Source organism: Bradyrhizobium sp. Kon69, assembly GCF_055807515.1.
This window is the reverse complement of the sequence record NZ_JBVVOS010000544.1, coordinates 1-241: the sequence shown is the minus strand read 5'-3', so window position 1 is coordinate 241 and position 241 is coordinate 1. Positions and strand designations below refer to the sequence as shown.

Genomic DNA, 241 nt, shown 5'->3' with positions numbered 1-241 from the left:
CTTTGCAATGCCTGGCAACTGCCGAAAACATCCAGCTCATATTGGACTACGGGCCGGCAACACTCGACGCGTTTCGAATGCGCACACAGAAGCTCGGCTGTAGCGTCTCCACATGGCGCAAGCCGGCGATGCTGACGGCGCAAGCGGCAACTATCGAGGCGTGCCAATGCGACCTGGATTACGCCGTCTCAATTCAACTGAGCTTGACGGCTTTGCACGGCCTCGTCAGGCGAAACCTTGC

The 241-nt window shown here is 58.5% G+C and carries 1 protein-coding gene; it reads left to right on the top strand.

Annotation, left to right across the window (positions count from 1 at the left end):
- Positions 1 to 241, top strand: a 241-nt coding sequence (locus AC0L3U_RS40100) for a hypothetical protein (protein WP_473365224.1), incomplete at both ends; no start/stop codon positions are given.